Origin of the sequence: Parasedimentitalea denitrificans (assembly GCF_011813015.1) — a bacterium.
In the GTDB taxonomy this organism is placed as follows: domain Bacteria; phylum Pseudomonadota; class Alphaproteobacteria; order Rhodobacterales; family Rhodobacteraceae; genus Parasedimentitalea; species Parasedimentitalea denitrificans.
The window spans coordinates 45,966-66,757 of the sequence record NZ_QHLQ01000018.1 but is presented as its reverse complement, the minus strand read 5'-3'; the positions used below and the strand labels follow the sequence as shown (position 1 = coordinate 66,757).

Sequence of the window (20,792 nt, the reverse complement as noted above, 5' to 3'; positions counted from 1 at the left end):
TGCCGGTAAGTGCCAATTCTAAGGCTAATTGAGTGTGCCATGCCGTATGTTGGATCGGCAAAATGGTAAGAGTGGCGACGTCGCCAAAGCGGATGCGGACGGGAGATCAGTCCCGCGTGCTAAACGTTGTCTCTGCGCGCCCCTAGCTTTTCGGGACCCTGTTCCTGGTGCCGGGGGGGTCAGGCCCGGCGGTAATCGCGATTGGGCTGCACTATGACAGGCGAACGATAAAACTGTATGAGTTGACCGTTCGCCCTGCACGCAACGCTTTATCTGATAAAGCGGATCGCGTGGAAACGTTGCGATATGAGTATTGGGAGGCAAAAAGAAGCATGGGGATTGTGCGCCCCTTTGGCTTCTTTTTGCTAAAAATACTCAAATTCGATCGTCTGATCAAACGGCAAGGGCCTCGATTGCACTGTTGGCACGCGCCATCGCGGCATCTGCATCTGCCATTAGCGCGTCGGCAGCTACAAACTGCACATCGGTGATGCCAATGAAACCCATTATATGGCGCAGGTAACCGGTCGCAAAATCGATATCTGAACCAACCTGTGTCCCACCAGAGGCCACGGCGATGATGGCGCGTTTGCCTTTCAGCAATCCTTCGGGGCCGTTTTCGGTATATGAGAAAGTCAGGCCAACACGAGCCATCAGGTCGATCCACGCCTTTAGGCTGGCTGGCACTGCAAAGTTGTAGATTGGGACGCCGATCACCAGAGTGTCTGCAGCTTTTGCCTCTTCAACCAACTGGTCGGACAGGCCAAGCAAATCGCGCTGGGCTGCGTCGCGGTCGTCGGCTGGGGTGAAGTTGGCGTTGATCCAGTCCTCAGTCACATGCGGCAGGGCGCTGGTCAGATCTCGGCGGATCACTGTGTCGGCGTTTAAACGCTCGATGATCTTCGCGGATAGACCGCGCGAGGTGGAGCCTTGGGTGCGGGCGGAGGCGTCGATGTGCAGAACAGTCTGGGTCATATCTTTGGATCCTTGGTTTGTGTTGCTTGGTACTTACTTGGGTTATTGCAATTTCGAACGCAATGATGGATAGCTCACATGTCGTGTGCGAAAATGTGTATGTCGACGCGAAATTCAGGGAGCAAGAAAATGGAAAACTGGGACGAAGTTCGCACCGCATATCAAGTGGCCCGTATGGGAACGGTCAGTGGCGCTGCTGAGGTTCTGGGCGTGCACCACGCTACGGTCATTCGCCATATCGATGCCATTGAAGCGCGGTTGGGCGTGAAACTGTTCCAACGCCATGCCCGCGGTTATACCGCTACCGAAGCAGGTGCTGATCTGCTGAGAGTGGCGCAGGCGACGGATGATCAGTTTGGCCAATTGGTTGGGCGGCTTAAGGGGCAGGGCGATGATGTCTCGGGCGAGCTGGTGGTGACATCCCTGGCGACCCAGGCACCGATGATGGTGCCGGTGTTGACGGCATTTCAGGAGCAGCATCCGGGGCTGATCTTACGGTACCTGACGGGCGACCGGTTGTTCCGGCTGGAATATGGTGAGGCGCATGTGGCAATCCGGGCTGGGGCCGCCCCTGATCAGCCTGACAACGTGGTGCAACCTTTCGTCAAACAGCGCATCGGTCTTTATGCCTCCAGCGCCTATATTGAACGTCACGGGAGATTAAACGGCGTCGAGGATTTTTCCAATCACCGCTTTATCGGTTCTGATGACGACAACAGCCGCGCGCCGTTCAGCAAATGGCTGCGGGAATATGCTCCGCCTGAGGCGATCACGTTCCGCTGCACCAACGGGTTTACCATGCAAGAGGCAGTGCTGTGTGGTGCTGGGATCGGGTTTATGTCCGTCTGGGAGGCGGCGCGTCATCCGGATCTGGTGCAGATGATGGAACCGCAGGCTGAATGGGAGGGCGCGTTGTGGCTGGTCACCCATGTTGATCTGCACCGAACAACCAAAGTGCAGGCCTTTCTGACCTTCCTGAAGGAACACGCCAAGGGCTGGTGCAAATGAGTAACGCGCTACGTGGCCATCTGGCGATGCTGGCGTTTTCGGCGCTGGTGGCCGGGTCGTTTTCGCTGGGATCCATGATCGCGAATGAGATCACGCCTGCCGCGCTAAACGCAGCCCGGTTTGTCATTGCGGCCGTGGTGATTGGCACGGTTGCCAGCGTCACCCACGGGTTACGGAGAGAGCAGTTTCGCGCACCCTGGCGGTATATGCTGCTGGGTGGCATGTTCGCTGGCTATTTTGTGCTGATGTTCTATGGGCTCAAAACCGCTGCACCGGTCAGTGCGGCTGCGGTGTTCACCCTTACCCCGGTGCTAAGCGCAATTGCGGGGTGGTTCTTGCTGCGTCAGGTCACGACGCCGCGCATGGCCTTGGCGCTGGCTATCGGTGGGGCCGGAGCTTTGTGGGTGATATTTGACGCGGACTGGGCGGCGCTTGGTGCGTTTCAACTAGGCACTGGCGAGGCGATCTATTTCTGGGGCTGCGTGGCGCATGCAGTCTATACGCCGCTGGTGCGTAAATTGAACCGGGGTGAGCCGCCGGTGGTGTTTACATTTGGAATGCTGGTGGCCGGTGCCGCAATCCTGCTGGTGTTTGGTTGGTCTGAAATCCGCGCCACAGACTGGATGAACCTGCCAACAATTGTCTGGATTGGGCTTGGCTATCTGGCGATATGCGCCAGTTCTGCCACCTTTGTGTTGTTGCAGTTTGCCACACTGCATCTGCCGTCGGCCAAGGTGATGGCCTATACCTATCTGACCCCCAGTTGGGTTATCATTTGGGAAATCGCTCAGGGTCGTCCCGCCCCGGCCGGGATGGTCTTGGTGGGGATTGTGATGACAGTGATCGCACTGGTGATGCTGCTTGAGGATCATACCAAGCCAAAGCAGGTCAAAGCCTGACCTTAGTCTTGAGCGGTATCCGGTAGCTCGGCCGCCAGAAACCGCTCGAATGCCTCTAGATGAACCGGTTCAAACTGGCCAAAGCCCTGCATCCAGATGCTGGCGTTGCGCATGGCGTCGGGTTGCAGTTTGCACCATTTCACCCGGCCACGTTTTTCCTGCGCGATCAGGCCGGCGCGGCCAAGGATCATCAGGTGTTTGGAAATTGCTGCCAGTGAAATCTCGAACGGTTCGGCAACATCGGTCACCGCCATATCATCCTCTAACAGCATAGTCAGGATCGCCCTGCGGGTGGGATCAGCCAATGCGGCAAAGACGGTATCAAGCGGGTCACTCATGCGCCTACCTCTAAACCGCAAGTTCCGGATCGACAATCCCGATGGTTTGCGGTCATAAGAGCGCCTGCAGCACGGGGATAGGCGCAATGGCACTTAAATATTGGGCGGTGATTTTTGTTCTGGGCATCGGCTGGGGCATGTCGTTCATGTTCAACGCCATCCTGCTGCGCGAGCTGGGGCCGTTGTCTGTTTCGATGGGCCGGGTTGGTCTGGGCGCGCTGGGCTGCTGGATCTATGTGCTGGCTGCTCGCAAGCCGGTAAAGATCACTTTGCGCCGAGCCGTGGCGTTGCTGGGATTTGGTGTGCTGAGCTATGCCGCGCCATTTGCCTTCTACGCGCTGGGCCAACAACACATCGCCAGTGGTGTGGCCGGCATCATCAACGCCATCACCCCAGCCTTTGCCGTTGTGGTTTCGCATTTCTGGCCCGGCGGCGAGCGCGCCACCGTGCTTAAGTCATTCGGCGTGCTCTGCGGTATTGGCGGTATCGTGGTCCTATCGCTGCCGGTGCTGCAATCTGGTCAGACCTCAGCGCTTTGGGCCGTGCTGCTGACGCTATGTGCACCTCTTTGCTATGCGTTGTCGGTCAATCTGGCGCGCGCCTTTCGTGATATGGAGCCGGTTGTGCTGGTTGCCCTGGCCCTGACCGGAGCGACGATTGCGATCATTCCGCTGGCCCTATGGAGCGAGGGTTTTCCGGTGATCACGAAGGTTGAGACGTGGGCCTCGCTGGCCGTTATTGGGTTCATCTTAACCTCGGCAGCCTTCATCCTGTTCTACTGGGCGCTGCCCAGAGTGGGGCCAACCAATATCACCATGGTTACATTTATTGCGCCGATTTCAGCCCTGATCCTCGGGAGCTGGATTTTAGGTGAAACTTTGTTGCCTGCACATCTGATGGGGATGGCGGCAATCTTGGCGGGGTTGCTGCTGATCGACGGTCGGATAGTGCGCGCAATGCGACCAACCCCTGTAGAAACCAAAATCAACCCAACGGTTGAATAACAGATTCACCTCCATTTGGGCACGGGCGCCGCAAACTGCGGCGCCCGCCCGTGTTTCTTTTTCGCTAAAATGCTCTATATAACAACGACTTGGTGAAATTTCGGCGCTAACAATTGAATAATTGACTCTGTGCTCCTAGGCCCTTAGCACCACAGACAGATTTCGCGTGAGGATGGCGCCGTGACAGATGACGATCAAAAGCAGCGCATGGCGCAGCTCGAGGATCGCCTCGCAGCGGCGCGTAAGGCCCAAGAGCCCAAGCCGCGCGCGGATGAACACTACTCGATGGCCAATATGGCCTGGCGGATGGTAATAGAATTAGTTGCCGGTCTAGGGATCGGCTTTGGCATCGGATACGGGCTGGATAGCCTGTTCGGGACTCTCCCGATCTTCATGGTGCTGTTTATAATGCTGGGTCTTGCGGCCGGGGTGAAGACTATGCTTCGCAGCGCGCAAGAGATCCAGGAAAAGACAATGGCCGACGAGGCCGAAAAAAATGCGAAAGACCGGGGTGAGCCCCCGGCGACAGGAGAAGCGGACTGATGGGTAAGATTTTCTTTTACGTGGCTTTGGCACTGGCCGTTGTTTCCGGCCTGATTTTCGCGCCCGAGCAGGCTGGCCTGCAGATCCACCCGATGGAGCAGTTCATCGTTCAGCCGCTGTTTGGCCACGGTGAGATTTCCTGGTACACCCCAACAAACGCTACCTTGTGGCTGCTGCTGGCTGTAGCCGCTGTTTTCGCGCTGATGGTGATGGGTTCTTCGCGCCGTGCAATCGTTCCTTCGCGCGGTCAGTCGATTGCTGAGCTGGCCTATGGCTTTGTTTACAAAATGGTCGAAGACGTTGCTGGCAAGGACGCCGTCAAGTTCTTCCCATATATCATGACCCTGTTCATGTTCATCGTAATGTCCAACGCACTGGGTCTGATCCCGCAGAGCTTTGCAACAACGTCGCACATCGCGGTTACAGCTGTACTGGCGATGCTGGTGTTCCTGACTGTGACTATCGTTGGTTTCGTCAAGAACGGTGCAGGCTTCCTGGGTCTGTTCTGGGTATCCAGCGCGCCACTGGCCCTGCGTCCGATCCTCGCTATCATCGAGCTGATCTCGTACTTTGTGCGCCCCGTGAGCCACTCCATTCGTTTGGGCGGCAACATCATGGCGGGCCACGCGGTTCTGAAAGTGTTCGCAGGCTTTGCTGGCGCACTGGGTCTGTTCAGCTTCCTGCCGATCTTTGCGATCACCGCAGTTTACGCCCTTGAGGTCCTGGTGGCCTTTATCCAGGCATATGTCTTCACCATCCTGACTTGTGTGTATCTGAAGGATGCATTGCACCCGAGCCACTAAGGCAGGATCTGAAAGTTTACCGGCTGGGTCGTCAGACCCATCCAATCCTAATCAAAACATTCCATCGTAAGGAGAAATACACATGGAAGGTAATATCGCAGAAATGGGTCAGTTCATCGGCGCAGGCTTGGCAGCAATCGGTTCCGGCGCAGCCGCGATCGGTGTTGGCCACGTAGCTGGTAACTTCCTGGCAGGCGCACTGCGCAACCCTTCGGCCGCTGCTGGCCAAACTGCTACTCTGTTCATCGGCATCGCCTTTGCAGAAGCCCTGGGCATCTTCTCGTTCCTGGTCGCTCTGCTGCTGATGTTCGCAGTCTAAGACTCTACGGAACCTAAATCCTTACGGTCGGGCAGTGCGATCAACGTACTGCCCGATGTAACGGCAAGTTCCTTTGGAGGACGACATGGCATCAACTACGCAAGAGGCTAGTCACGGTGCAGCCGAGGCCGCCCACGGTGGCGGATCTTCGATGCCGCAGCTGGACTTCTCTACCTTTTCGAACCAGATCTTCTGGCTCGCGGTCGCGATCGTAGCGATCTACTTTATCCTGTCGCGCGTTGCGCTGCCTCGTATTGCGGCAGTTCTGGCCGAGCGTCAGGGAACCATCACCAATGACATCGCAGCGGCTGAGGATCTCAAAGCCAAAGCGGTCGAGGCTGAAAACGTATATAACAAGGCGCTGGCGGATGCCCGTGCCGAAGCTCAGCGTATCGCTGCTGAAACCCGTGCCGAAATTCAGGCCGGTCTGGACGAAGCGATTGCTCAGGCTGACGTAGACATTGCTGCCAAGGCGGCTGAGTCTGAGAAAGCCATTGCTGAGATCAAAGCAGGCGCGCTGGACAGCATCACCGCTGTTGCCAACGATACTGCTGCCGAAGTTGTAGCTGCCCTGGGCGGCAAAGCTGACGCCAAAGCAATTGCTGCGGCTGTTTCTAACCGGATGAAAGGATAAGACCATGCGTACTATTATTGCTCTTGCCCTGACATTTGGTGCTGCAAGCCCTGCGCTGGCTGCATCGGGTCCTTTCTTCTCGATGGCGAACACCAACTTTGTTGTGTGGCTGGCATTCCTGCTGTTCGTAGGTATCCTGTTGCTGGTCAAAGTACCTGGCATGCTGGGTGGTCAGTTGGACAACCGCGCTGCTGGTATTCAGTCCGAGCTGGACGAAGCCCGTGCGCTGCGTGAAGAGGCCCAGACTGTTCTGGCGTCTTATGAGCGTAAGCACAAAGAGGTTCAGGATCAGGCCGACCGCATCGTTGCGGCAGCCCGCGAAGATGCCTCTGCTGCGGCGGAACAGGCCAAAGCCGATCTGGAAACTTCGATTGCACGCCGTCTGGCTGCCGCCGAAGATCAGATCACCTCGGCCCAGGCTGCTGCGGTCAAAGACGTGCGCGATCAGGCAATCACCATTGCCATTGCGGCAGCGGATCAGGTTATCGCCAAGCAGATGACCGCAACCGAAGCCAACAAGCTGATCGACGCGGCTATCACAGACGTGGACGCCAAGCTGCACTAAGCTGCGGGCCACACTGACGAGATCAAAGAGACCCGGGCCTTGGCCTGGGTCTTTTGCTTTTGGGGTGGTGTAGATGAATGCGTGGCCTACACTGGTTTTGTTGTTTGGTTGATTATCTAAAGGACGCATTCATGGGCAACATTGCAGAAACCAAGTCAGACATGATTTCCAATATGACCCCAGAACTGCAACTTGGGGGCTTTGTGTTTGCGACTTTCCCAGATGGCAAGGATCAAGGCGATCTAATCCAGCAGGCAATCTCTGTCTTCAAAGAGTCGGAAGGGATATCGTTGATCCTTCCTGTCGATGTGGCTAAGGGCGCGGGCATCAGTGTTGAAGATGAAATGTGCTGTATTACCCTGAACGTTTATTCGTCGTTGCAAGGCGTTGGTTTGACAGCGGCTGTGTCCAATGCGCTGGGGGAGGTCGGTATCCCCTGCAATATGGTGGCGGCTTATCATCATGATCATGTCTTTGTGCCCGCTGAGATGAGCGAGCAGGCAATGCAGGTGCTGGTCAGTTTGCAGAACGAGGAACAGCAGTAGAGAGCATCATGCGAGCTGAAATTTGGGCTTGGGTTTCATGTGCAGCGGCGGATGATGGGTGAAGGTAATATGTATGCCCGGCGTCTTCGAATACTGTGGACTGATCTGGGACGGTTGCGAACCACTGCGAGGATGGCTTTCCTTGGTCTTCGCTACCGAAAAACACATGGTTCGGTGCAGCAATCGCTGTTTCGTCTCGGAGGCGGGTCGAGGAAACGCAGAACAGTGCGGTGAAAGAGCATCCTACTGCGGCAGCGCGCCAAAGGGCTGTGCCACCGGCGCTGTAGCCCAAACCTGCAAACTCTCCCTTCAGGATCTGTTTGAGAGCAGTTACAACGTCGTCCATGCCTCCGTGACGAAATAGATGCTGATGCAAGGCCTCTCCGGTCAGTTCTGGCCGACCAGACAGCTCATTCAACGCCAGCCTGATCACTTGGGCGGAGCCTATTATGCCTGTAGAAAAGCACTGGTTCTGAGTGGGCTTGTTGTGAATATCTGTGATGACATAGAGTTTCATGCGCCGGTAGTATTGTGCGGCAACGCGATCTGCAATCCGGGCGTTGGCCTAGATCACTTGGTTGGTGACTATGGTCAGCAGGTTTGAAATGAGGCCTTGGTGAGCAATTCCACGGTCTCTACCGATGGCCGCTTTACGATCCTTCAGCCTTGCTACTGTCACTGCTTTTGAAGAAATCAACCAGTGCATTGGCTGTTTGTTCGGGCGCTTCTTCTGGTAGGAAATGTCCGCATGGCATGGCCTCACCTACCACATTCTCAGCATAGCCTTGCCAGACCTCAGGCACGTTGTAGAGCTTTGCAACCAGTCCTTTTTGCCCCCACAAGGCCTGCACTGGCATCTTCAACAAAGTTCCTTGATCATGTGCATCATGCTGTAAATCAACGGATGCACCCGCCCGGTAATCTTCGCAGGTTGCATGGATGGATGCGGCATCAAAGCAGCGGATATATTCCGCGACAGCTTCGCTTTCAAATGCGCTGTCGTTGCCCTTGCTCCAGGCACTAAGCTTGGAGGTAAGGTAGAAGCCGGGCTCGTTACCGATTAACCGCTCAGGCAAAGGCGCGGGTTGTATCAAAAAGAACCAGTGGTAATAGCCGGTAGCGAAGGTTTGTTCCGTATGCGCGTACATATGCTCGGTCGGCACGATGTCCAGAAACGATACCGCCGCAACTGCATCGGGAAAATCTCGGGCAAGTCGATGGGCAACGCGTGCACCGCGATCATGCCCTGCGACAAAATAGGTTTCATGCCCCAGATGCCGCATTAGTTCGGCCTGATCTGCTGCCATAGCTCGCTTGGAATAGGGCAAATGGTTTTCATCAGATGGTGGTTTATCTGAATCGCCGTAGCCACGCAGGTCGCTGAGCACGACCGAAAACCCTGCATCAACAAGTAGCGGAGCGACCTTGTGCCAGCACACATGGGTTTGAGGATATCCGTGCAGCAGCAAGACAACAGGTCCATTGCCTGCGCATCTTACTCGCAATTTTATGCCGGATGGCAGTTCGATTATGTCATCGCTAAAACTATTCAGCATCATCTTTCCAGCAGGTCATTGGGTACACTTCCCCGTACCTTAGGTAAAAGCAGACATTGGTGAAAGGTCGATGATTGCGCGTTATGGCGGCGTTGGTTTCTGTCTTTTGTAGGTGACAATTGTATAGGTCTTCTTTGAGCCCAGTGTGTCGCATTCTACAGTTTTCAACCGGCATCAGTGCGGAGAAATTGACCTTTTTACAGTTGCGTCGGCTGAACGTTTTGTCACCAAATGACCGGCTCTGTGCGAAACTTCGAGGCCAACGTTGAAAACGGCCTTTCTGATTGGACTTCGCGGATTAAGAGTTTTCTTTCGTGATTAGTCTGGAGCGGTAGACAAATAACCCTTCAGATACTCTTTGTATTCGACCTCAGCTGAGGCAGCTGCCAATGCGGTGTTGTAGCGATCAATAGTGTCGAGTTGGACGGTTTGCTTGGAAAAAACGGTGTAAATCTCGACAGGGGCCAGAAACTCTATCGGCACCAGCTTGACTTCGTCGAACGCGCCGGTGTCCTCAAGAATGTTCGAAACTGCTGTTGAAAGCGGAGCATATATTCCGTCAATACGTCCCATCAGCAGCTTTTCAACATTCCGCTCCATAAGACGCTTTCCAGCTATTAAATCATATGTGATCTGGTCAGATTGCAGGGGTTCTGGGATGCGCCCGCCGACCAAGAAACCAAGTCTTTGACCATAAAGCTCGTCAATGGAGCTGATCCGCTCAAGCGGGTTCTCTACCTTTAGGGCGATGGCCTCAGGGATAATAAGATAGGGGTTGGGATAGTGAAATATCTGCGTGCGCTCATCTGTTTTCCCAAGGAAAATCATCGCGTCGATTTCCCCCTCTTTCAGTTGACTCATCAGTCGGGTGGGGGCGGTCACTTCGGTTGCCCATTCAAATGGCAAACCTAAACGTGGCGCAATGTGCTCTTCGAAGTAACTAATAGCGGCTCCGCGAGGTCTACCATCCTTAACCCCAGTGACATGTGGTGGAATATCGAAGTAGCCAATCCGGAGAGTTTCCTGAGCCGTGGCAGAAAAACTGACCAAGGCAAGCAGAAGTGAAACGAAGATGGCTTGTAGCGCGCGCATTTTGATATTCCTTTCACTGCAACTAGCAGGCCTTCGTTCCATGTATTTTGGCCGGCCTGACCAAATCGCCCTATTATGTAGCTCGAACACAACGTTAGTCCGGCCCAATTGCGGTCTGCTTCGCCGATCTATGAAAGGGCACCATGCGTTCGAAGCAAAAGGCGCTCCAGACACTGCGCGGTAAATTCCTGCGCATTACCATCCCGCTGATATTCTTATCTGTAGCTGGGGTGTTTTCCGTGATCGAGCTGCTTGCACATCGGACATCGGTAGACCAGTTGCAGCAGACGTTGAAAGGCATCATCCGGACTCAGGCTGCCGCGCTCTCCAATCCAGTTTGGAACCTTGATCGTGATCAGATCCTTCTGAGTCTTCAGGCTGTTGTCACAAACCTCGAAATTTTCTCCGCAACAGTGTTTGATGAGAAAGGAAATGTGATGAGTGCGGCTGGAAGTGTGCCCGATAATGCCTCTCCTTCTGAACTCATTCCGCTCTCCCAAGACATCCTCTACAATGCCGGAAATGGCGACCGCATGATCGGGGCATTGGAGCTGATAGCCACCAGACAATTTGTCAGAGAGAACACCCGAAAACGGCTCGTGATCGCCGCAGTCGTTGCATTGGTTGCGGTGTCAATCGAGGTTGCATCGGCGCTGTTTGCGCTGCGCCGTATTGTTGGGCAGCCGCTGCAACGGCTGTTGTCGTCTATTGACGAGAAGCGCACGGCTGCCAGCCCGAAGAAAGTGATCTGGAACAGCACCGACGAACTGGGGCAGGTTATCAACGCTTATAACCAAATGCAGACCCGCCAGCAGGACTACGAAACAGAACTAAGGTCCGCGCGTGACACTTTCGAAGAACGGGTTATTGAGCGGACCGAAGAACTGGCCATCAAAAGTCGGCAAATGGAGCAGTTGTCCAGTCAGCTCGCCAAATACCTTTCACCGCAAATCTACGATTCCATATTTTCAGGCAGCCAAAAGGTGGTGCGCACCTCGGCAAGAAAGAAGCTGACCGTGTTTTTCTCGGACATCGTCGCATTCACAGAAACGGCCGATCGGATGGAGTCTGAGGAACTCACGCAGCTGTTGAACCGCTATTTGACCGAGATGTCCCAGATTGCGTTTGAGCATGGTGCGACCATCGACAAATACGTTGGGGACGCCATCATGATTTTCTTTGGGGACCCAGAAACCAAAGGTGTTCAGCAGGATGCGCTGGCCTGCGTGCGCATGGCGATTGAAATGCAACGACGTATGCGGGAACTGGCCGATATCTGGCGCCAATCGGGTATCGAAAAACCATTACAGGTCAGGATGGGGATCAACACCGGATATTGCACCGTTGGCAACTTCGGCAGCGATGATCGACTGGATTACACCATCATCGGAGGAGCGGTGAACACTGCCGCCCGGTTGGAAGCAATTGCCCCTCCGGGCGGGATTCTGATTTCTTATGAAACCTATGCTCTGGTGTCAGAGGAAATCTGCTGTCGCGAGCGCGATAAAGTTGAGGTTAAAGGCATTGCCTATCCAATAAGCACTTACCAGGTTGTAGATACCGTAGATGTAGACCAGCGCGAAACGGGGCATTTCTACGAAAGTCTCCCGTCGCTCACGATTAAATTCAACACCAACCAAATGACATCAGATGAGCGGGACAAGGCCGCTTCGATCCTACAGCAGGCGTTAAAACAGCTGTCATGTGAAGACCGAACAACTGGAGATCCGCGACGAGATCAAGATGGATAGACAGTAATCAGTCTACCCCAAGAAAGCTCCCCCCTTTTCCGCATGATTTACGCTGTAGGCCTGGCAAGCAAAACGAGTGTCTGTTTCGGGATGGAAATGTCACTTGTGAGGAAATATTCGAACTTCAGATTTTTGCGCTAATTGTTGAAAACATGGGACTAATGGCACGCCAATCACCTCACCCTTTCTCAGCTTCATGCTGTAGTCGCTGTTGCGCTATGGCGGCGTTGGCTTCGGCTTTTTGGTGGTCGCTTAGCGCTTGCTGGACGTAGTCTAGGTGGGTCTCAACCGCGGTGCGGGCGGCGATGGGGTCGCGGGCTTGTAGGGCGGCGTTGATGGCGCGGTGTTGTTCCAGCAGGGCGTCATAGGTGATGTGTTGGCTGAACATGATCCGCCGGTTGTAAAACACGCCTTCGCGCAGCAAGTCGAACATTGACCGCATCATATGCAGCATGATCACGTTGTGGCTGGCATCCATGATGGCCGAGTGGAACTGGGCGTCCAGATTGGCGGCCTCGTCTGACAGGGATGGGTCACCGGCGGCGACCATCTTGTCGAATATAGTCTGGATAAGCGCGAGATCGGCGTCAGAGCCGAAACGTGCTGCGCGTTCGGCGGCGAGGCCCTCCATATCGCGGCGGAAGGAGAGGTAGTCGAACACTGCCTCGTGGTGGCTGGCGAACAGTTGGATCAGCGCTGGTGAGAAGGCGGAGCCGAGGACGTCGGCAACGAACACGCCGGACCCGGCGCGGGATGCAAGGAGGCCTCGCTCTTGCAGTTCTGATATGGCGTCACGCAGTGAGGGGCGAGAGACGCCGAGCCGTTCGGCCAGTTCGCGTTCAGAGGGCAGGCGTTCGCCGGGTGACAGGATGCCGCGCAGGATCAACTGTTCGATCTGGCGGACGACAGAGACAGAGATCTTCTCGGGCTGGACTTTTTGAAACGGCATATGAGGCTCTTGGCGGCGAATTGGTCAATTCATTTGACCACGAGTGGCGGAGTGCTGCAAGGGAACGAATATTGCGCGAGTTATCACGATGCTGAAATATTAGGTCAGTATTGTTGACTTTTAATTGGCATTGCTTAGCTTCGTAGGTCTAACCAGCGAACAGGAGCCAGCATGTCGTCCTTACCAGAGAGCTTTGCCAGTCGCGCGTCGCGCATGACGGCTTCGGAAATTCGTGAGCTGTTGAAGCTGTTGGACAAGCCGGGGCTGATTTCATTTGCAGGGGGCATTCCCGATCCAGCGCTTTTCCCGGCGCAGGAGTTTGCCGATGCCTTTGCCCGTGGGTTAGAGCCTGATCAGCAGGCGCAGTCATTGCAGTATTCGGTGAGCGAAGGCTATCTGCCGCTGCGGGAATGGATCGTGGGGCAGATTGCCAAGATTGGTGTGCCCTGTGATGCGGACAACGTGCTGATCACCTCGGGCTCGCAGCAGGCGCTGGACTATCTGGGCAAACTGTTCCTGTCGCCCGGTGATACGGCGCTGGTTGGCTATCCGACATATTTGGGCGCGCTGGCGGCGTTCAATGCCTATGAGCCACGGTATGATCAGTTGAGTGTAAGTGGCAACCGCACGGCGGCAAGTTATGCCGAGGGCGCCGGGGCGGATGGCAGTGAAGTGAAGTTTGCCTATCTGTCGGCGGATTTTGCCAACCCGACGGGTGAGACATTGGGGCAGCAGGGCCGCGAGAATTTGTTGGCGTTGTCCGAGGAGTTGGGCTGTGCGGTGATCGAGGATGCGGCCTATCAGTCGCTGCGGTATGACGGGGACCCGGTGCAGCCTGTTCTTGCGACCGAGATTGCGCGGAAGGGATCGATTGAGGAGTGCCGGACGATCTATTGCGGGTCGTTTTCCAAGACCCTGTCGCCGGGATTGCGGGTGGGCTGGGTTGTTGCGGCCAAGCCGGTGATTTCGCAGATGGTACTGATCAAGCAGGCGGCGGACTTGCACACGCCGAGCCTGAACCAGATTGCGGTGCATGATGTGGCCTCGCGCATTTTTGACAGTCATGTTGAAACGGTGCGCAGTGCGTACCGGCAGCGGCGGGATGCGATGCTGGCGGCGCTGAGTGAGCATATGCCCGAGGGGGTGAGCTGGACCCGGCCTGAAGGTGGTATGTTTGTTTGGCTGACCTTGCCATCGGGGCTGAACGGGGCCGCGCTGCTGGCGAAGTCGATTGAGACTGTCGGTGTGGCCTTTGTCCCGGGGGGCGCATTTTATGCAGATGAGAGCGGCGCGAACACCATTCGGCTGAGTTTTTCACTGTCCGATGCGGATGAAATCAATGAAGGCATACGGCGGTTGGGGCACGTGGTGCGCACCTGCTGAACAGCGTCTGTTAATCAAGTCTGGACTGAGTCGTTGTCTGTTGGCTGAAAAAACCTCAAGCGCGTAGCTTGAGGTGCTCTAAATGTGCTATAATACCAATATGCAGGAATTTCTGGGTGTACTTCTAGAATATTGGCTAATGCCGGTAGGGGCATTATTAATGTTGCTTGGATCAATTACCTTTGAAAAAACGAGAGAGTTCGAAGACTTTAAGACTGCAGACCGCGTCGAATTGTTTGCAACTTTTCTAATGTTTTTCGGCTATGGTCTTCTACTCAATCTATCTGTGACAGGCTCTCTTCTTCTTATTGTGGTGTTGGTGGTCTTTTCTATCCTTGGCTAAAACCTGACACGGCTTCGTGTTGCTGTTTAGGGCCTTTATGGCTGCCTGGATGTTCTTCAGTGGCTGAAATAGGGCAGGGAACAGGCCTATCCGGCCTATGGATGTTCGCCTAAACCCTGAAAAAGCGGTGATATTCGCAACATATAGTGGTTATGGGGCCGTCAAAGGCTGGGTTTTGGGGCTGCATTGTTGACTCAAGTCCCTAGAACCGCTCACATTTCTGTTAGACGGAATCAAAAGGGGCGGTTTTGCGCTTTTCCAAACTCAGACTAACGGGCTTCAAAAGTTTTGTGGACCCGACCGACCTGATTATTTCGGATGGTTTGACCGGCGTTGTCGGGCCGAATGGCTGTGGAAAATCTAACCTTTTGGAAGCCTTGCGCTGGGTGATGGGTGAGAACCGGCCCAAGTCGATGCGTGGCGGCGGCATGGAGGATGTGATCTTTGCCGGGGCCAGTTCACGCGGGGCGCGCAACTTTGCCGAGGTCAGTTTGCAGATCGACAACACTGAGCGGCTGGCGCCGTCGGGGTTTAACGACAGTGATCATTTAGAAATTGTGCGGCGGATTACGCGGGATGTGGGGAGTGCCTACAAAGCCAACTCCAAAGACGTGCGGGCCCGTGATGTTCAGATGTTGTTTGCCGATGCATCAACCGGGGCGCATAGCCCGGCGCTGGTTGGGCAGGGGCAGATCTCGATGTTGATCAACGCCAAGCCCAAGGCGCGGCGGCGGATCCTAGAGGAAGCGGCGGGGATTTCCGGCCTGTACCAACGGCGGCACGAGGCCGAGTTGAAGCTGAAGGGCACCGAAGCCAATCTGCTGCGGGTCGATGATGTGATCGAGCAACTGGCGTCGCAACTGTCCCAACTGGCGCGGCAGGCACGGCAGGCGCAGCGGTATCGTGATATCGGCGAGCAACTGCGCCGGGCTGAAGGTATGTTGCTGTATCGCCGTTGGCGCGAGGCGGATGACGCCCGGCAAGAGGCAGAAGAGGTCGATCGTGCACGGGTTACTCAGGCGGCCAAGGCTGAAGCCATGGCGCGACTGGCGGCAGAGCAACGGACCGAAGCGGAGAGTAATCTACCGCCCTTGAGGGAAGAGGATGCCATTGCGGCAGCAATTTTGCAGCGGTTGGTGGTGCAGCGTGGTGCGCTGACTGCGCAGGAAGCGCAGGCGCGGCAGGCGATTGAGACTCTTACCAACAGGGTTTTGCAGCTGGGCCGCGACATCGACCGTGAAAGCGGGTTGAACCGGGACGCGGGAGAAACAATTGAACAGTTGGAATGGGAATCCCGTGAACTGTCCAAGGCTGGTGAGGGGCAAGAGGAAAGACTGGCTGAGGCGGTTGAACGGTCTCGCGATGCCTCGGGTGTTTTGCAGGGGCATGAGGACCATCTGGCGCAGTTGACCGAAGATGTGGCCCGGTTGGCGGCGCGGCATCAGTCGGCGCAGCGTTTGGTCGAAGACCACAACCGGTCACTGATGCGGGCGACAGCAGAAGGTGACAAGGCACGGGCAGCTGTGGACGAGGCAAAAGTGTCTCTGACACGGGTGGAATCCGAGTTTGAAGCCGCAATCGAAGCAGAGGAAGAAACCCGAGAGGCAGCGGAGCAAGCCGAAGAGGCGATGGTGGCTGCGGATGAGATGCGCGGTGAAACACAGGCGCGCGAGTCGGATGCCAGGGCGCAACGGTCCGAGGCCGAGGGTGAACTGGGCGCGTTGCGGGCCGAGGTGACGGCGCTGGCGAAACTGGTGGAACGCGACACCGCTGAGGGCGGTCAGGTGTTGGACGAACTGCACGTAGAGCCGGGTTATGAAAAGGCGCTGGGGGCAGCGCTGGCGGATGATCTGCGGGTGCCGCTGGTGGCCGCTGATGGGCCTACGGGGTGGGTTGATCTGCCTGTCTATGATCGGGATTTACCGATGCCCGAAGGGGCTCAGCCCTTGGCGCGGCATGTGTCAGGGCCTGAAACTCTGGGACGGCGGATTGCGCAGATTGGATTGGTCGATGGCGATACCGGGCCACGGTTGCAGGCGCAGTTGCAGCCGGGACAGCGGCTGGTTTCGCTTGAGGGGGATCTGTGGCGTTGGGATGGCTTCCGGGCTTGGGCCGAAGATGCACCAAGTGCAGCGGCACTGCGGTTGGAGCAGCTGAACCGGTTGGAAGCATTGAAGCAAGAGATGGAGCGGGTAGGGGCCCGCGCCGACGGTGCGCGTGCTGCGCATGAGGTGCTGGTGCGTAAGTTGGAGCAAGTGGCCCAGACGGATCAGGATGCACGGCAAGCCCGTCGCGTTGCAGATCAGCGCGTGGCCGACAGTGCGCGGGCGCTTAGCCGGGCAGAGGCCAACCGAAACCTGGCCGAGGGACGGCTGGAGACGCTGGGCATCGCGGTGGCACGCCATGATGAAGACGCCGAAGCGGCGCAGGCGCAATTGCTGGAAGCGAAGGAAGCGGTAGAGGAGCTTGGCGACCTGTCCACAGCTCGTGCCAGTGTTGAGGACGTCAAGCAGGTAGTAGAGGCCGCTCGCGTTACCATGCTGTCGAACAGATCTGCCCATGACGAGTTACGTCGAGAGGGCGAAGCGCGGACCAAACGGTCGCAACAGGTGACAAAAGAGATCAGTGGCTGGAAGCACCGCCTAGACAGCGCTGACCGGCGGATCACCGAACTGGCCGAACGCCGCGAGGCCTCGCAGGAGGAACTGGAAGAGGCCAATGCGGTTCCATTTGAGATTGCTGAAAAGCGCGAGGAGCTGACCGAGGCGATCGAGGACGCGGAGGCGCGCAAGACCTTGGCCAGTGACGCATTGGTCGGGGCTGAAACCATGTTGCGTGACAAGGTGCAGACCGAACGTGAGGCCGAGAGGCTGGCGTCAGAGGCACGAGAGGCCCGCGCCCGTGCCGAAGCCCTGAGCGAAGCTGCACGCGAAACCGTGGCCCATGCTGCCGAGCGGATTACCGAGGATCAGCAGGTGACGCCGCAGCAATTGCTGGACCAGTTGGATGCCAATCCCGAGGATATGCCCGACGCCGAAGTGCTTGAAACTGAAGTGAACCGCCACAAACGGCAGCGCGATGCATTGGGAGCGGTCAATCTGCGTGCCGAGGAAGACGCGCGTGAGATACAGGAAGAGCACGACACTCTGGTTAGTGAAAAGGCCGACCTGGAAGAGGCGGTAAAGACCCTACGCAACGGAATTGCCAGTCTTAACCGCGAAGGGCGCGAACGGCTGCTGACGGCATTTGAACAGGTCAACGGTAGCTTTACATCGCTGTTCCGGCATCTGTTTGGCGGCGGCGAGGCAAGCCTTGTGATGGTTGAAAGCGACGACCCTCTGGATGCGGGGCTAGAAATCATGTGCCAGCCGCCGGGCAAAAAGCTGTCGACACTGTCGCTGCTGTCGGGTGGTGAACAGACCCTGACCGCGCTGGCGCTGATCTTTGCGGTGTTCCTGGCGAACCCAGCGCCGATCTGTGTGCTGGACGAGGTCGACGCGCCGTTGGATGATGCTAACGTCACCCGGTTCTGCGATTTGTTGGACGAAATGTGCCGTCAAACGGACACGCGGTTCTTGATCATCACGCACCACGCCGTAACAATGGCGCGCATGGATCGGTTGTTTGGTGTTACCATGCAGGAACAAGGGGTGAGTCAGCTGGTGTCGGTTGACCTGAAAAAGGCTGAGGCGATGGTGGCCTGATCTCCTTTATTTCTTGCGGGATGGGACCAAGTTTAGATAGCGTGAGTTTGTAAGAAAAAAGGAAATACACATGAAAATTATTGCAAAGCTGGCGGCCGTTGCCGCGCTTTCCCTGCCTTCGCTGGCATCCGCTGAAATGCTGGTGGCAACTGACCCTGACACTCTGCTTGAGTTCTTTGTCGAAGAAGGTGGCGATGTAGAGCGCACCGTGGACAATGCGGGTGATCCGAAGCTGAAGGTCGAATACTACGGTTCGGACTTTATCTTGTATTTCTATGATTGCACTGACAATGCCGATTGCAAATCAATCCAGTTCTTCTCGGGCTACAAAACCGAGGGCAGCGTACGCAAATCTAAAGTGAACCAATGGAACGCCGAGAACCGTTTCTCGCGCGCGTACATCTCTGACAGCGGATCAGCCCGGATTGAACACGATCTGTATCTTGGCAACGCAGGCATCGATGCGGATGACTTTGCCGCGCTGGTTGCCAAATGGAGCAAAGCCGAAGCTGAGTTCGAAGATTTCATCGACTGGTGAGTTTAGCTGGGCGGAGGGGCAAATCCCTTAATGCCAGCGATTCGGAATAACAACAGCCCTCACCTAATGGTTGGGGGCTGTTTGCATTTGAGGTGTCCGTGACTCAGGTCACACGGGCTGCATTGTAAATACAGGAACTGAATATGAATTTTCTAGCTAAACTTGCGGCAGCAACCTTGATTGCTCTGCCGGGCATTTTGGCGGCTGAGTATCCAAACATTGTCGCTGGTTCATCCGAGGGGTTGAAGGGGTTTTTTATGAATTGGACGCCGACGTCGAATTGACCAAAGATTCGGATGGTGATCCAAAATTGCAGGTAAATTTTGATGGTGCGGATTTCGTCGTCTATTTCTACGGCTGTTCTAACAAAACCAACTGCGACTCAATCCAGTTTGCTTCAGGTTACAAAACCAAGGGTAGGGTGCGGAAGGCGAAGGCCAACGAATGGAATGCGGAAAACCGGTTTCCCCAAGCGTATATCTCGGACAACGGATCGGCTCAGATCCGGCACTATGTCTACCTTGGTCAGACCGGCGTGTCGCATTATGACTTTATTGTTTTGGCCGACACGTGGGTTCGGGAACAGAAGAATTTCGAAGAGTTCATCGACTGGTGAGTTTAGCTGGGCGGGGATATTCCCCGCCCTTGCTGTTTTAGAGCTTGTTCAGCAGAGTTGGCGTAGGCCAGGCATCGGCGGGCAGGCCCAGACGTTGCTGTTCTTTTTGAACAGCGATACGGGTTTTAGAACCTAAAATCCCGTCGACCTTACCCACATCATAACCGCGCGCCTGTAGTTTCTTTTGTAGCTGCTTCATCTGTGCGCCGCTTAGGCCCTGATCGGGTTTCCCAGCCTTATAGACACTGGCGCCTTCTAGGCGGGTGGCGAAGTAAGCGGCGGTCAGGACGTAGGTAAAGCTTTGGTTCCACTCAAAATAGACGTCGAAGTTTGGGTAGGCCAGAAAGGCTGGTCCCTTGTGACCCTGTGGCAGCAAAAGCGAGGCCTGAAGGTTGCCGTTGGCTAGTGAACCTGCGCGTGGCTGAACGCCCATTTTGGCCCAGTTAGAGACCGAATTCTTTTGCGAAGGGCCTGTTTTCGACAGATCCAATCCGCTGGGGATCGTCACCTCTTGCAACCAGGGTTGGCCGGGGTTCCAGCCCAGATGAGACAGCATCTTGCCGCCCGACATCAGCGCGTCTGGGGCCGAAGTTTTCAGGCTGACCTTGCCGTCGCCATCGCCATCAATACCGTTTTCCAGAATGTCGCGGGGTAGCATTTGCACCATGCCGATTTCACCGGCCCATGCGCCTGTGGTTTTGATCGGGTCAAAGGCGCCCTGTTCATAGAGCTCTAGCGCAGCAAAGATTTGTGGGCGGAACAGTTCGGGGCGGCGGCAGTCATGCGACAGGGTTACCAGCGCGTTCAGGGTGTTAAAGTTCCCTTGAAAGGCACCGTAGTCCGTTTCAAATGCCCAGAACGCCAGCAGTACGCCACGGTCGATGCCGTAGGTTGCTTCGATCCGGTCAAAGGTGGCGTTGTATTTCTTGGCCATAGAACGACCACGACCAACCCGGTTCTGCGAGATCAGGTGACGGGTGAATTCAATGAACGGTTTCTGGAACACGCCCTGGGCGCGGTCGGCGCGCAGTACCTTGGGGTCTTGTTTGACGGATTTGAAAAAGGCCTTGGTGGCGGCAGCGTTGTGGCCATTGTCGATGGCCTCGCGTTTCAGGTCTTTGACAAAACCCGAAAAACTGCCGCCGCATTGGGCAAAGACAGAGGCGGGTAAAAGGCAGGCCGCTAGGGCAAGGGGCAATAGGCGCATGTGGGGCAATCCGTAATGAA

General features: G+C 55.9%; 23 protein-coding genes. 16 read left to right on the top strand and 7 right to left on the bottom strand.

The genetic code is table 11. The features are described from left to right. Positions 1 to 393 precede the first annotated feature (393 nt). Complete coding sequence (locus tag DL239_RS16255; RefSeq protein WP_167685160.1) at positions 394 to 975, bottom strand: FMN-dependent NADH-azoreductase; 582 nt, start codon at positions 973 to 975, stop codon at positions 394 to 396. 129 nt (positions 976 to 1,104) lie between these two features. On the opposite strand from DL239_RS16255, the gene DL239_RS16250 reads away from it, so the two are divergent. Next, the gene (locus DL239_RS16250; protein WP_167685159.1) at positions 1,105 to 1,983 is read left to right on the top strand and encodes a LysR family transcriptional regulator; all 879 of its coding nucleotides are present in this window, start codon (positions 1,105 to 1,107) and stop codon (positions 1,981 to 1,983) included. Beyond that, the gene (locus DL239_RS16245) at positions 1,980 to 2,882 is read left to right on the top strand and encodes a DMT family transporter (RefSeq protein WP_167685158.1); all 903 of its coding nucleotides are present in this window, start codon (positions 1,980 to 1,982) and stop codon (positions 2,880 to 2,882) included. Before DL239_RS16250 ends, DL239_RS16245 begins: the two co-directional genes overlap by 4 nt. Positions 2,883 to 2,884: 2 nt before the next feature. Here the strand turns inward: DL239_RS16245 and DL239_RS16240 are convergent, their stop codons facing one another. Then, positions 2,885 to 3,220, bottom strand: coding sequence for an ArsR/SmtB family transcription factor (locus DL239_RS16240; RefSeq protein WP_167685157.1), 336 nt, complete (start codon positions 3,218 to 3,220; stop codon positions 2,885 to 2,887). 86 nt (positions 3,221 to 3,306) lie between these two features. Between DL239_RS16240 and DL239_RS16235 the strand changes: the two genes are divergently transcribed. The 7 genes from DL239_RS16235 (at position 3,307) to DL239_RS16205 (ending at position 7,633) form a co-directional block, all read left to right on the top strand. Next, complete coding sequence (locus DL239_RS16235; protein WP_167685156.1) at positions 3,307 to 4,224, top strand: DMT family transporter; 918 nt, start codon at positions 3,307 to 3,309, stop codon at positions 4,222 to 4,224. 180 nt (positions 4,225 to 4,404) lie between these two features. Next, positions 4,405 to 4,767: an AtpZ/AtpI family protein gene (locus tag DL239_RS16230; RefSeq protein ID WP_167685155.1), complete on the top strand. Its 363-nt coding sequence runs from the start codon at positions 4,405 to 4,407 to the stop codon at positions 4,765 to 4,767. Beyond that, complete coding sequence (locus DL239_RS16225) at positions 4,767 to 5,570, top strand: F0F1 ATP synthase subunit A (RefSeq protein ID WP_167685154.1); 804 nt, start codon at positions 4,767 to 4,769, stop codon at positions 5,568 to 5,570. The genes DL239_RS16230 and DL239_RS16225 overlap by 1 nt, the downstream gene beginning before the upstream one ends. Positions 5,571 to 5,652: 82 nt before the next feature. After that, on the top strand, positions 5,653 to 5,889 hold the full coding sequence (locus DL239_RS16220) for a F0F1 ATP synthase subunit C (RefSeq protein WP_138163833.1): 237 nt from the start codon (positions 5,653 to 5,655) through the stop codon (positions 5,887 to 5,889). Positions 5,890 to 5,974: 85 nt separating this feature from the next. Next, on the top strand, positions 5,975 to 6,523 hold the full coding sequence (locus tag DL239_RS16215; protein WP_167685153.1) for a F0F1 ATP synthase subunit B': 549 nt from the start codon (positions 5,975 to 5,977) through the stop codon (positions 6,521 to 6,523). Between the two features lie 4 nt (positions 6,524 to 6,527). Next, on the top strand, positions 6,528 to 7,088 hold the full coding sequence (locus DL239_RS16210; RefSeq protein WP_167685152.1) for a F0F1 ATP synthase subunit B: 561 nt from the start codon (positions 6,528 to 6,530) through the stop codon (positions 7,086 to 7,088). 131 nt (positions 7,089 to 7,219) lie between these two features. Then, positions 7,220 to 7,633, top strand: coding sequence for an ACT domain-containing protein (locus tag DL239_RS16205; protein WP_167685151.1), 414 nt, complete (start codon positions 7,220 to 7,222; stop codon positions 7,631 to 7,633). Here DL239_RS16205 and DL239_RS16200 read toward each other — a convergent pair. The 3 genes from DL239_RS16200 to DL239_RS16190 all read right to left on the bottom strand — a co-directional run bounded on the left by DL239_RS16200 (position 7,605) and on the right by DL239_RS16190 (position 10,281). Then, positions 7,605 to 8,150 (bottom strand): dienelactone hydrolase family protein, encoded by a 546-nt coding sequence (locus tag DL239_RS16200; protein WP_167685150.1) that lies wholly within the window; start codon positions 8,148 to 8,150, stop codon positions 7,605 to 7,607. The two genes, DL239_RS16205 and DL239_RS16200, sit on opposite strands and share 29 nt — an antisense overlap. 133 nt (positions 8,151 to 8,283) lie before the next feature. Further along, a complete protein-coding gene (locus DL239_RS16195) occupies positions 8,284 to 9,189 on the bottom strand; it encodes an alpha/beta fold hydrolase (RefSeq protein WP_167685149.1) in 906 nt (301 codons plus the stop codon). A gap of 318 nt (positions 9,190 to 9,507) precedes the next feature. Then, positions 9,508 to 10,281, bottom strand: a complete 774-nt coding sequence (locus tag DL239_RS16190; RefSeq protein ID WP_167685148.1) for a substrate-binding periplasmic protein — start codon at positions 10,279 to 10,281, stop codon at positions 9,508 to 9,510. A 143-nt stretch (positions 10,282 to 10,424) separates the two neighbouring features. On the opposite strand from DL239_RS16190, the gene DL239_RS21745 reads away from it, so the two are divergent. Beyond that, entirely contained in the window at positions 10,425 to 12,032 is a 1,608-nt protein-coding gene (locus DL239_RS21745) for an adenylate/guanylate cyclase domain-containing protein (protein ID WP_167685147.1), read from the top strand. A 178-nt stretch (positions 12,033 to 12,210) separates the two neighbouring features. On the opposite strand, the gene DL239_RS16180 is transcribed toward DL239_RS21745, so the two are convergent. Further along, positions 12,211 to 12,981 (bottom strand): FadR/GntR family transcriptional regulator, encoded by a 771-nt coding sequence (locus tag DL239_RS16180; RefSeq protein WP_167685146.1) that lies wholly within the window; start codon positions 12,979 to 12,981, stop codon positions 12,211 to 12,213. A 171-nt stretch (positions 12,982 to 13,152) separates the two neighbouring features. Here DL239_RS16180 and DL239_RS16175 point away from each other — a divergent pair, with 171 nt between their 5' ends. From DL239_RS16175 to DL239_RS16155, 6 genes are all read left to right on the top strand, one after another. Continuing rightward, positions 13,153 to 14,364, top strand: coding sequence for an aminotransferase-like domain-containing protein (locus DL239_RS16175; RefSeq protein WP_167685145.1), 1,212 nt, complete (start codon positions 13,153 to 13,155; stop codon positions 14,362 to 14,364). Positions 14,365 to 14,446: 82 nt separating this feature from the next. Further along, positions 14,447 to 14,707, top strand: a complete 261-nt coding sequence (locus DL239_RS16170; RefSeq protein WP_206188488.1) for a hypothetical protein — start codon at positions 14,447 to 14,449, stop codon at positions 14,705 to 14,707. A gap of 248 nt (positions 14,708 to 14,955) precedes the next feature. Continuing rightward, positions 14,956 to 18,411 (top strand): chromosome segregation SMC family protein, encoded by a 3,456-nt coding sequence (locus tag DL239_RS16165; RefSeq protein ID WP_167685143.1) that lies wholly within the window; start codon positions 14,956 to 14,958, stop codon positions 18,409 to 18,411. 70 nt (positions 18,412 to 18,481) lie between these two features. Beyond that, complete coding sequence (locus DL239_RS16160; RefSeq protein WP_167685142.1) at positions 18,482 to 18,949, top strand: YbjN domain-containing protein; 468 nt, start codon at positions 18,482 to 18,484, stop codon at positions 18,947 to 18,949. Positions 18,950 to 19,092: 143 nt separating this feature from the next. Beyond that, positions 19,093 to 19,233: a hypothetical protein gene (locus tag DL239_RS21740; RefSeq protein ID WP_240931894.1), complete on the top strand. Its 141-nt coding sequence runs from the start codon at positions 19,093 to 19,095 to the stop codon at positions 19,231 to 19,233. Further along, positions 19,230 to 19,565: a YbjN domain-containing protein gene (locus DL239_RS16155; RefSeq protein WP_240931893.1), complete on the top strand. Its 336-nt coding sequence runs from the start codon at positions 19,230 to 19,232 to the stop codon at positions 19,563 to 19,565. The genes DL239_RS21740 and DL239_RS16155 overlap by 4 nt, the downstream gene beginning before the upstream one ends. 37 nt (positions 19,566 to 19,602) lie before the next feature. Here DL239_RS16155 and DL239_RS16150 read toward each other — a convergent pair whose 3' ends face one another. Further along, positions 19,603 to 20,772 (bottom strand): lytic murein transglycosylase, encoded by a 1,170-nt coding sequence (locus DL239_RS16150; protein ID WP_167685141.1) that lies wholly within the window; start codon positions 20,770 to 20,772, stop codon positions 19,603 to 19,605. Between the last annotated feature and the right edge of the window lie 20 nt (positions 20,773 to 20,792).

Bases quoted from the DNA above. Each gene is read 5' to 3' on its own strand.
- DL239_RS16245 (WP_167685158.1), top strand. From the start codon at position 1,980: ATGAGTAACGCGCTACGTGGCCATCTGGCGATGCTGGCGTTTTCGGCG.
- DL239_RS21745 (WP_167685147.1), top strand. From the start codon at position 10,425: ATGCGTTCGAAGCAAAAGGCGCTCCAGACACTGCGCGGTAAATTCCTG.
- DL239_RS16195 (WP_167685149.1), bottom strand. From the start codon at position 9,189: ATGCTGAATAGTTTTAGCGATGACATAATCGAACTGCCATCCGGCATA.
- DL239_RS16235 (WP_167685156.1), top strand. From the start codon at position 3,307: ATGGCACTTAAATATTGGGCGGTGATTTTTGTTCTGGGCATCGGCTGG.
- DL239_RS16160 (WP_167685142.1), top strand. From the start codon at position 18,482: ATGAAAATTATTGCAAAGCTGGCGGCCGTTGCCGCGCTTTCCCTGCCT.
- DL239_RS16250 (WP_167685159.1), top strand. From the start codon at position 1,105: ATGGAAAACTGGGACGAAGTTCGCACCGCATATCAAGTGGCCCGTATG.
- DL239_RS16220 (WP_138163833.1), top strand. From the start codon at position 5,653: ATGGAAGGTAATATCGCAGAAATGGGTCAGTTCATCGGCGCAGGCTTG.
- DL239_RS16215 (WP_167685153.1), top strand. From the start codon at position 5,975: ATGGCATCAACTACGCAAGAGGCTAGTCACGGTGCAGCCGAGGCCGCC.
- DL239_RS16200 (WP_167685150.1), bottom strand. From the start codon at position 8,150: ATGAAACTCTATGTCATCACAGATATTCACAACAAGCCCACTCAGAAC.
- DL239_RS16150 (WP_167685141.1), bottom strand. From the start codon at position 20,772: ATGCGCCTATTGCCCCTTGCCCTAGCGGCCTGCCTTTTACCCGCCTCT.
- DL239_RS16210 (WP_167685152.1), top strand. From the start codon at position 6,528: ATGCGTACTATTATTGCTCTTGCCCTGACATTTGGTGCTGCAAGCCCT.
- DL239_RS16255 (WP_167685160.1), bottom strand. From the start codon at position 975: ATGACCCAGACTGTTCTGCACATCGACGCCTCCGCCCGCACCCAAGGC.
- DL239_RS21740 (WP_240931894.1), top strand. From the start codon at position 19,093: ATGAATTTTCTAGCTAAACTTGCGGCAGCAACCTTGATTGCTCTGCCG.
- DL239_RS16225 (WP_167685154.1), top strand. From the start codon at position 4,767: ATGGGTAAGATTTTCTTTTACGTGGCTTTGGCACTGGCCGTTGTTTCC.
- DL239_RS16170 (WP_206188488.1), top strand. From the start codon at position 14,447: ATGTGCTATAATACCAATATGCAGGAATTTCTGGGTGTACTTCTAGAA.
- DL239_RS16240 (WP_167685157.1), bottom strand. From the start codon at position 3,220: ATGAGTGACCCGCTTGATACCGTCTTTGCCGCATTGGCTGATCCCACC.
- DL239_RS16205 (WP_167685151.1), top strand. From the start codon at position 7,220: ATGGGCAACATTGCAGAAACCAAGTCAGACATGATTTCCAATATGACC.
- DL239_RS16175 (WP_167685145.1), top strand. From the start codon at position 13,153: ATGTCGTCCTTACCAGAGAGCTTTGCCAGTCGCGCGTCGCGCATGACG.
- DL239_RS16190 (WP_167685148.1), bottom strand. From the start codon at position 10,281: ATGCGCGCGCTACAAGCCATCTTCGTTTCACTTCTGCTTGCCTTGGTC.
- DL239_RS16180 (WP_167685146.1), bottom strand. From the start codon at position 12,981: ATGCCGTTTCAAAAAGTCCAGCCCGAGAAGATCTCTGTCTCTGTCGTC.